Annotated in this window: 11 protein-coding genes; 9 read left to right on the forward strand and 2 right to left on the reverse strand. The window is 69.8% G+C overall.

Annotated elements, in window-relative coordinates:
* From ABDW35_RS25040 to ABDW35_RS25060, 5 genes are all read left to right on the forward strand, one after another.
* The coding region (locus tag ABDW35_RS25040; protein WP_343716582.1) for an ATP-binding cassette domain-containing protein at nt 1–413 on the forward strand (413 nt) is incomplete at its 5' end.
* Between the two features lie 5 nt (nt 414–418).
* Nucleotides 419–1,429 carry a Gfo/Idh/MocA family oxidoreductase gene (locus ABDW35_RS25045; protein ID WP_343716583.1) on the forward strand — a complete coding sequence of 337 codons (1,011 nt, stop codon included), beginning with the start codon at nt 419–421 and terminating at the stop codon, nt 1,427–1,429.
* Nucleotides 1,429–2,406: an ABC transporter permease gene (locus tag ABDW35_RS25050; protein WP_343716584.1), complete on the forward strand. Its 978-nt coding sequence runs from the start codon at nt 1,429–1,431 to the stop codon at nt 2,404–2,406. Before ABDW35_RS25045 ends, ABDW35_RS25050 begins: the two co-directional genes overlap by 1 nt.
* Entirely contained in the window at nt 2,403–3,185 is a 783-nt protein-coding gene (locus ABDW35_RS25055) for a creatininase family protein (RefSeq protein ID WP_343716585.1), read from the forward strand. Before ABDW35_RS25050 ends, ABDW35_RS25055 begins: the two co-directional genes overlap by 4 nt.
* A gap of 28 nt (nt 3,186–3,213) precedes the next feature.
* Entirely contained in the window at nt 3,214–4,707 is a 1,494-nt protein-coding gene (locus ABDW35_RS25060; protein WP_343716586.1) for an aldehyde dehydrogenase family protein, read from the forward strand.
* Nucleotides 4,708–4,723: 16 nt separating this feature from the next.
* On the opposite strand, the gene ABDW35_RS25065 is transcribed toward ABDW35_RS25060, so the two are convergent.
* Nucleotides 4,724–4,885, reverse strand: coding sequence for a hypothetical protein (locus ABDW35_RS25065; protein ID WP_343716587.1), 162 nt, complete (start codon nt 4,883–4,885; stop codon nt 4,724–4,726).
* An 85-nt stretch (nt 4,886–4,970) separates the two neighbouring features.
* Between ABDW35_RS25065 and ABDW35_RS25070 the strand changes: the two genes are divergently transcribed.
* The 4 genes from ABDW35_RS25070 to ABDW35_RS25085 all read left to right on the forward strand — a co-directional run bounded on the left by ABDW35_RS25070 (nt 4,971) and on the right by ABDW35_RS25085 (nt 8,999).
* The gene (locus ABDW35_RS25070; protein ID WP_343716588.1) at nt 4,971–5,702 is read left to right on the forward strand and encodes a GntR family transcriptional regulator; all 732 of its coding nucleotides are present in this window, start codon (nt 4,971–4,973) and stop codon (nt 5,700–5,702) included.
* Between the two features lie 81 nt (nt 5,703–5,783).
* On the forward strand, nt 5,784–6,632 hold the full coding sequence (locus ABDW35_RS25075) for a transporter substrate-binding domain-containing protein (protein ID WP_343716589.1): 849 nt from the start codon (nt 5,784–5,786) through the stop codon (nt 6,630–6,632).
* Nucleotides 6,633–6,696: 64 nt separating this feature from the next.
* A complete protein-coding gene (locus ABDW35_RS25080; RefSeq protein WP_343716590.1) occupies nt 6,697–7,983 on the forward strand; it encodes an FAD-binding oxidoreductase in 1,287 nt (428 codons plus the stop codon).
* A gap of 41 nt (nt 7,984–8,024) precedes the next feature.
* Nucleotides 8,025–8,999: an amino acid ABC transporter permease gene (locus ABDW35_RS25085; protein WP_343716591.1), complete on the forward strand. Its 975-nt coding sequence runs from the start codon at nt 8,025–8,027 to the stop codon at nt 8,997–8,999.
* Between the two features lie 14 nt (nt 9,000–9,013).
* On the opposite strand, the gene ABDW35_RS25090 is transcribed toward ABDW35_RS25085, so the two are convergent.
* Nucleotides 9,014–9,309: arginase family protein (locus ABDW35_RS25090; RefSeq protein WP_343716592.1), on the reverse strand; the 296-nt coding region annotated here is incomplete at its 5' end.

Raw genomic sequence — 9,309 nt, forward strand, 5'->3', positions numbered from 1 at the left:
CGGCCGAGGCCGCGCGGCTGATCCGGCAGCTCGGCGTCCGCCCGCCCGATCCGCGCAAGCGCGTCGGCGACCTGTCCGGCGGCAACCAGCAGAAGGTGGTGATCGGCAAGTGGCTGGCCACGCGCCCGCGGGTGCTGCTGCTGGACGAGCCGACCCGCGGCGTCGATGTCGGCGCGAAGTCGGAGCTGCACGCTTTGATTGCCGAGCTGAAGGCGCAGGGCGCCGGGATCCTGATGGTGTCGAGCGAGCTGCCCGAGGTGCTGGGCGTCGCCGACCGCATCGTGGTGATGCATGAGGGCCGCACCGCCGGCGAGCTGCCGCGCGGCGCGACCGAGACCGAGGTGATGGCGCTGGCCTTCGGTCGCAGCGCCGAAGCGCAACGCCCGACGACACAGGAGAGGGTAGCGGGATGAGCAGGATGAGATTGGCCATCGTCGGCGCCGGCTTCATGGGGCAGTTCCACGCCCAGGCGATCGCCGGGCTGGAGACGGCGACCTTGTCGGCGATCGTCGACCTGTCGGCGGAGCTCGGCCGGAAGATGGCCGACCAGTACGGCGCCCGGCACTTCAGCGACGTCCAGGCGGCGCTGGCCGCCGATGCCGCCGACGCCTATGTCGTGGCGCTGCCGGACACGCTGCACCAGGACGTCACCTGCGCCCTGCTCGAGGCCGGAAAGCCGGTGCTGGTCGAGAAGCCGATGGCGCACACGCTGGAGGCGGCGCAGGCCATGGCCGCGGCGGAGCGGAAGGGCGGCGGCCGCCTGCTGGTGGCCCATATCCTGCGCCATGACCCGCGTTATGTGCAGGCGGCGGAGGCGGTAAGGGCCGGGAGGATCGGCGACCCGATCCACGCCTCCTCCGGCCGGTTCACGGTGCGCGACATCGGCACCCGCATGAACGGCTCCTCCAGCGTCTGCTTCTATCTCGGCGTGCACGATGTTGACGCGCTGCAGTGGATCAGCGGCGCCGACGTCACCCGGGTGTATTCCCGTGCCGTCTCCAAGCTGATGCCGAGCCTCGGCGTGCAGTCCGAGGACGCGATCTTCACCACCTGCGAGATGTCGAACGGCATGGTCGGCCAGCTGTATTTCGGCTGGTCGCTGCCCAGCGACATCCCGACCGGCATCTGGGCCCGGACCGAGGTGATCGGCACCAAGGGCGTGGTCGACCTCGACGTCCGCGACCACGGGCTGCGCGTGCTGTCCAGCGGCGCCTGGAGCCTGCCCGACGGGCTGCACTGGCCGACCGTCAACGGCCGGATCATGGGCGACCTGTATGAGGAACTGCGCCATTTCGTGCAGGCGGTGCGCGAGGACAAGCCCTTCGTCATGTCGGTGCCCGAGGCGCTGCGCGCCGTCGCGGTCAACGACGCGATCCGGCGCAGCGTCGCCAGCGGCCAACCCGAGGCGGTCGCCGACTGGCGCGGCTGATGGACAACGCCCGCCACCCCTGGCTCCGCCGCGCCCTCGACCTGGCGCCGCTGCTGCTGCTGATCCTGCTGGTCGCGGCGTTCGGCCTGATCGATGCGCGGGTGGTGACACCGGACAGCCTGCGCAACGTGCTGGCCCAGGCCACGCCGGTGGCGCTGCTGGGGCTCGGCGCCTTCGTGGTGCTGCTGACCGGGGGCATCGACCTTTCGGCCGGGGTGGCGGTCGCCTTCTGCAGCGTGGTGATGGCCGGGCGGCTGGATGCCGGCGATCCGCTGGCCCTGGCCCTGCTGGCCGGCCTCGTCACCATGGCGCTGCTGGGGCTGCTGAACGGCCTGCTGGTCGGCTATCTCCGCGTGCCGCCCTTTGTCGTTACGCTGGCCACCATGGTGGCGGTGCAGGGGGCGACGCTGTGGGTGGCGCAGAAGGGCGTGCTGATCCTGAAGAGCCCGACCCTGAAGGACATCGGCGTCGGGCAGACGGCCGGCATTCCGAATTCCGTGCTGCTGGTCGGGCTGATCGCCATCGGCGCCTGGGCACTGATGCGCTGGACCCGCTTCGGGCTGCGCACCTACGCCATCGGCTCCGACCCGGCTGCGGCGCAGCTGGCCGGCGTGCCGCTGCCGCGGCAGCAGCTGCTGACCTATGTCGTCGCCGCCATCTTCACCTTCCTGACCGCGGTGCTGATGATCAGCCGGGTGCCGGTCGTCACCCCCAATCTCGGCGGCACGCCACTGCTGCTCGACGCCATCGCCGCGGCGGTGCTGGGCGGCACCAGCATCTTCGGCGGCCGCGGCACGGTCGCCGGGGTGGTGATCGGCGCCGTCATCGTCAGCCTCCTGACCAATGCCCTGCGCGTCTTCGGCGTGGATCCGTCCAGCATCGATCTGTTCAAGGGCGCGATCATCGTCCTGGCGCTGATCGCCGATGCCGGGATCCGGATGCTGCGCCTGCGCCTCGATGAAGGACGTATCGGATGAGTTCGCCCCCCTTCGCTCCCGGCCCCGGCCGCCTGGCCTGGAGCCCGTCGCCGGAGCTCGGCAAACTCGGCAAGGCCCGCGGCGCCGTGCTGGTGCCGACCGGCGCCGTGGAGCAGCACGGGCCGCACCTGGCGACCGGCGTTGACATCTGGCTAGCCACGGCGGTGGCGCTGGGCGTCGCCGGCCGCGACCCATCGATCCGGGTGGCGGAGCCGATCTCCTACGGCTTCTCGGCGCATCACCTGGCCTTTCCCGGCACGATCAGCCTGCGGCCGTCGACCTTCATCGCCATCGTCGTCGATGTCTGCCGGTCGCTGGCCCGCGACGGCTTCTTCCCGATCGTGCTGAACGGCCATGGCGGCAACCGCGGCGCGCTGCAGGTGGCGGTGTCGGAGCTGGGAGCGGACGGCGTGCGCAGCGCCGCCTTCTCCTATTTCGACCTGATCCGCGAGGATGCGGCGGCGATCCTGCCCGATGCCGACCGGGGCTGCGGCCATGCCTGCGCGCTGGAGACCTCGCTGATGCTGCACCTGTTTCCGGGCTCGGCGCGGGAAGGGGCGATCCCGACGGGCGGCACGCCCTCCTGCTGGCCGGACCCGCATCTGTACTCGCCCAGCCCGATCACGGTCTGGCGCGGCTTCGAGGAGATCAACCCGACCGGGGTGATCGGCCGTCCCGCCGACGCCACCGCCGAGGCCGGGGCGAAGCTTTACGAGGCTGCCGTCACCCGGTCGCTCGAGGCGGTGCTGCGTCTCCGTGACAGCTACGCCGGTCTCTGATCCTCACCCTCCAACCGAGATGATCCCGATGAAGACGATCAAGGGCCTGAAGGTCACCACCGCGCCCTCCGGCGCGCCGGTCAGCCGCATGCGCATCGGCGGGCGGTGGGAGGAGGGCGGCTCCGGCGAGTTCCTCGAGGTCACCAGCCCGGCCACCGGGGCGGTGGTCGGCTTCGTGCCGCTCGGCACCCGTGCCGACGCCCAGCGGGCGATCGCCGCGGCCCAGGCGGCCAAGCCGAAGATCGCCGGCCTGTCGGTGTGGGAGCGGTCGAAGCTCTGTTTCGCCATCGCCGACGCGATCGAAAAGCGCAAGGAGGACCTGGCCCGCACCCTGAGCCTGGAGCAGGGCAAGCCCTACCATGCCGAGGCGCTGGGCGAGGCCGGCGCCGCGGTCGCCGCCTTCCGCAATGCCGGCGAGCAGATCAAGTGGCTGGAGACGGCGTGCTTCCCGGTCGAGGACCGCAACAAGCGCGCCTTCAGCTTCCTGCAGCCCAAGGGCGTGTTCGGCATCGTCACGCCCTGGAACTTCCCGCTGGCGCTGCCGTCGATCTACTACCTCGCCCCGGGCCTCGCCACCGGCAACGCCATGGTCTGGGTGCCGGCCCCGACCACCTCGATCATCGCCGAGAAGCTGATGGAATGCCTGATCGAGGCGGGCGTGCCGGACGGGGTCGTCAACCTCGTCATCGGCGACGGGCCGGAAGTCGGCGACGAAATCGTGTCCAACCCCGGCACCGACGCGATTGCCTTCACCGGCAGCTCCGAGACCGGGCGGATCATCGCGTCGCGCGGCGCCGGCAAGCCGCTGATGGTGGAGCTGGGCGGCAACGGCCCGACCATCGTCCTGGCCGATGCCGATCTTGACACCGCCGCAGCGCGGGCGGTGGCCGGCTGCTTCGCCAATGCCGGCCAGATCTGCACCTCGACCGAGCGCATCCTGGTGGCCGAGGCGGTGCACGACGCCTTCGTCGAGAAGCTGGTCGCGGCGGCCCGGGCGGTGCGTATGGGCGACCCGTTCGACCCCGCCACCACCATGGGCCCGCTGAACAACGAGCCGAACGCGCAGAAGGTCGACGCCCATCTGGCCGACGCCCGGCAGCGCGGCGCCTCGATCCTGTTCGGCGGCGGACGCGCCGAGGGCCTGCCGACCCGGCTGCACTACCAGCCGACGGTGATCGCCGACCTGTCGCCCGACAGCCTGCTGAATGTCGACGAGACCTTCGGCCCGGTGGTGCCGGTGCTGCGCTTCCGCGACGAGGAGGAGGCGCACCGCATCGTCAGCAAGAGTCGGCTCGGCCTGTCCGCCGCGGTGTTCACCCAGACCATCCGCCACGCCTTCCGCTGGGCGGAGGCGCTGAAGGTCGGCATCGTCAACGTCAACGAGATGAGCCCCTATTGGGAGACGCATATCCCGGCCGGCGGCGCCGCCGGGACCAGCAGCGGCATCGGCCGCACCGGCGGCCGCCACACGCTGCTGGAGATGTCGGATTTGAAGACGGTGACGATCGACATCAGCCGGTAGCATGATCAACAGCCGATCAGACGCGCGAGCAGGCGGGATATTTGGGGGCTGGCGCGCCGAGGTTGATCATCGAGCCGCATTGGTGGCGGGATCCGGCGTCGAAGTCGATCAGCGGCTCATCTTTAGTATCAGCAGCATAATTGTCAGACAACGTCATCCAGCGTGTGCTGATCGGCATCGCTTGACCCGAAAGGCGACGCCGCTGATGTTGTCTGACGGTAGCCGAACGGCTGCCGTGTCGCAGTCGGTCGGGGAGGGCGTTCGTGGCCACCGCGCTTCGGGACGAGCGGGCGCTGAGCGTCCGGCTCCGGGACGAGATCACCGCGTTGATCGACCGCGGGCGGCTGAAGCCCGGCGACAAGCTGCCGACCGAAGCGGAGCTGACCGAGCGGTTCCGGATCTCCCGGCCCGCGCTGCGCGAGGCGCTCAAGCTGCTGGAGCAGGAGGGGATGGTCACGGTCGTGCACGGCCGGGGGCGTTTCGTCTCCGCCGCCGCGGCGGTGCGGGTGAAGCGGCCGATCACCTGCTTCGAGAGCGTGACCGACATGGTCCGGCACTTCGGCTACGCGCCGGAGAACAAGGTGCTGGATCTGTCCGAGGCCGGGGCGGATCAGGAGACCGCGACGGCCCTCGCCATCCCGAAGGGGGCTCCAGTTGTCAGACTGGAGCGGCTGCGGCTGCAGGGCGATGCGGCGATCATCTACTCGATCGACCTGGTGCCCCGGCCGATCCTGCCGGCCGACCTCTCGGCGCTCGACTGGAACGGGTCGCTGTGCGAGCTGCTCGACCGCTGCGGTCATCGGCCGCTCGCCTCCGCCGCCACCGCCTCCGCCGGCCTCCTGCCACCGGATGTGGTTGAATCGCATGGCCTTGCGGATTTCGGCCCGGCCTTCCTGATCTCCGAGATCTGCTATTCCGCGTCAGGCCGCCCGGTGCTCTACGCACACGACTATCATCGCGGCAGCGCCTTCTCGTTCAGCTTCGCGCGCCGGTAGCTGCTCCGGTACGGCAACTTGTCAGTCGTCTGACACTGTGCTTATGCTCGGCGAACCCATAATCAACATCGGGGAGGAACCATGTTCGGAAAGATGCTGTCGGTCGCAGCCATTGCCGCGGCGCTGGCCTGCGCCGGGTTGCCGGCCCAGGCCGGCCAGACGCTGGACCGGGTGACGTCGACCAAGGTGCTGCACGTCGCCACCAACGCGAACTGGCCGCCGCAGGGATTCCTCAACGACGCCAACGAGCTCGACGGCTTCGACATCGACATGGCGAAGGAGATCGCCAAGCGCCTTGGCGCCGAGGTCCAGTTCGACACGCCGGAATGGCAGGTGATGACCGGCGGCCATTGGCAGGGGCGCTGGGACGTGGCGGTGGGCTCGATCACGCCGACCAAGGCGCGGGCCCAGGTACTGGATTTCCCGGCGGTCTACTACTACAGCCCCTATGTCTTCGTGGTGCACAAGGACTCGAAGGCGACGAAGCGGTCGGACCTGAACGGCAAGGTCATCGGGGTCGAGACCTCGACCACGTCGGAGGACTACATCAACCGGCGGCTGGAGATCGACGCGCCCGACGTGCCCCCCTTCACCTATGACGTCCAGCCGGGCGAGGTCCGCACCTATCCCGGGTCGATCGAGCCGTTCGACGATCTGCGCCTCGGCGACGGCGTCCGCATCGATGCGATCGTCGCGCCGGAACAGACGGCGCTCGGCGCCATCAAGAGCGGCTATCCGGTCAAGGTGCTGCAGGGCGACTACGCCTTCTTCGAGCCGCTGGTGGTGGTCGCTGACAAGGGCGACGCCGAATGGGACGCCAAGCTCAAGGAGATCATCGGCGCGATGCGTGCGGACGGCACCATCTCGAAATTCTCCCAGAAATGGTATGGCCGCGACTATAGCCAGATGACGGTCTCGACCGCCAAGTGACGTCCCCGTCGCCGGCGCGGCCGTTCGGCGGCCGCGCCTTGTGACCGCCGTTCCTGGAGACGCCATGCCGGCTTCCTATGTCGACACCTATTACAGCCGCACGCTGACCGCCGCCGAGCGGTTCCCGGCACTGTCCGGCCGGGTGAGCGCCGATGCGTGCGTCGTCGGCGGCGGCCTCGCCGGCATCACCGCGGCGCTGGAGCTGGCGCGGCGCGGCCGGCAGGTGGTGCTGCTGGAGGGGCGGCGCGTCGCCTGGGGCGCGTCCGGCCGCAACGGCGGCTTCGTGTCCCCCGGCTATGCCACCGGCCTCGACGCCATCGAAAGGCTGGCGGGGCGCGACGCCGCCGCGTCGCTGTACCGGCTGTCGATGGAGGGCGTGCGGATCGTCGCCGACAATATCCGCGATCTCGCCATCGCCGATGCGGCGCCGGTGCACGGCATCATCGCCGCCATCCGCTATGACGGCGCCGCGGCCCTGCAGTCGTATCGCGACCGGATGGAGCGCGACTTCGGTCGGCCGTTGCGCTTCATGCCGCGCGATGAGGTCCGGTCGCATCTCCTCTCGCCGAAATACCATCAGGCGCTGTATGACGCCGACTCTTTCCACTTCCATCCCCTGAACTATGCCCGCGCCCTGGTCCGCGAGTTGCGGCGCCTGGGCGGGCGGGTGCATGAGGACAGCCTGGTCACGGGGGCGCAGCTGGACAGGCCGCGCAAGGTCGTGACCACGGCGGGCGGACAGGTCGAGTGCGGCGACGTCGTCTTCGCCGGCGGCGGCTACACCGATTCCGTGTGCCCGGCGTTGCGGCGGGCCTTCCTGCCGATCGCCACCTATGTCCTGCTGACCGAGCCGATCCGGGACCGCATCGCTGACGCGATCCGGACCACGGCCGCGATCGGCGACGACCGCCGGGCCGGCGACTATTACCGCGTGGTCGGGGGTGAGCGGATCCTGTGGGGCGGCCGCATCACCACCCGCACCAGCGACCCGCGCGACTTGGCCGAGCGGCTGCACCACGAGATGGTGACGACCTATCCGCAGCTGGCCGATGTGAGGGTCGAGATCGCCTGGTCGGGGCTGATGTCCTATGCCCGCCATCTGATGCCGCAGATCGGGCGGCTGCAGCCCGGAATCTGGTACTGCACCGCTTTCGGCGGCCACGGCATGAACACCACGGCGATCGGCGGCAAGGTTATCGCCGAGGCGATCACGGGCGAGAGCGATCGCGTCCGGCTGTTCGAGCCCTTCGGCCTGGCCTGGAACGGTGGCCCCTTCGGGCGGGCGGCGGCCCAGCTGACCTATTGGACCTATCAGGCGATGGATGCCTGGCGCGAGCGCAAGGCCGCCTGAACGCCGGCCTCGTCAGGAACGGAGCAGAGAGCGGGGAGACGATGTACGCGGACAAGGTCGAATATCCCCGCATCTCCACCAGGCCGGCCGTCTTCCTGCCGCTGGCGGTCGTCCTGTTCCTGGTGTTCTGGGCCTGCGGGCTGAAGGACACCTGGCTCGGCCAGGCCGGCGTCGCGCTGATCGGCGAGCCCGCGGCCGCGGGCTGGGCCGGCAACGTCGCCGCCGCCGTGGTCGTCACCCTGGTGATGCTGGCGAATTTCTACGCCATCGTCTTCCTGCCGCGGGTCTGGCAGATCGCGGTGATCTGGGCCGAGTTGCTGTTCTGGCTGGTGATCTTCTTCCGCTCCTTCAACCTCAGCCTCGAATTCGTCGAGCGCAAGATCGGCTTCCTGATCACCCAGGGCGTGACGACGACGCTCTATGTCTCCGCCGCCTCGATCGCCATCGCCTTCGTCCTGGCCATGGCCGGGGCGATCGCAAAGCTGTCGCGCAACGGCATCGCCTTTGCGCTGGCCACCTTCTACACCTCGATCTTCCGCGGCCTGCCGCTGTTGATGCAGGTCTACATCATCTATATGGGCCTGCCGCAGCTGGGCTATGTGGTGAAGGCGGTGCCGGCCGGCATCGCCGCCCTGTCGCTGTGCTACGGCGCCTATATGACCGAGATCTTCCGCGCCGGCATCGAGAGCATTCCGCGCGGCCAGTGGGAGGCGGCGCGGGCGCTGGGCCTGCCGCCGCACCTGGTGCTGCGCAAGGTAATCCTGCCGCAGGCGATGCGGGTCATCATCCCGCCCACCGGGAACCAGTTCATCGCCATGCTGAAGGACAGCACCCTCGTCTCCGTCATCGGGGTGTGGGAGCTGATGTATCTCGCCCGCACCCAGGGCCAGACCGAGTTCCGGCATGTCGAGATGCTGATCACGGCCTCGGCCATCTACTGGCTGATGTCGATCGTGCTCGAACTCGGCCAGGCCAAGCTCGAGCGCAGCTTCAACCGGGTTCGGTTCCGGGGATAGGTCCCCGTGGCGCCTCAGCGGCGCGCCGCGTCCGACCTCGTCCTGGCGGCCAGGCACAGCAGCTCGAACAGCACCTGGGCGCCGCACTGGGCGGTGTTGCTGGTCGCATCGTATTGCGGCGCCACCTCGACCACGTCGCCGCCGACGAAATCGATGCCGGCCAGGCCGCGCAGCAGCTCCAGCACCTCGCGCGGCTGCAGGCCGCCGACCTCGGGCGTGCCGGTGCCGGGCGCGAAGCCGGGGTCCAGGCTGTCGACATCGAAGGACACATAGGTGGGGCCGGCGCCGACCACCTCCCGCGCCCGGGCGA

The organism is Inquilinus sp. (assembly GCF_039594555.1).
In the GTDB taxonomy this organism is placed as follows: Bacteria; Pseudomonadota; Alphaproteobacteria; order DSM-16000; family Inquilinaceae; genus Inquilinus.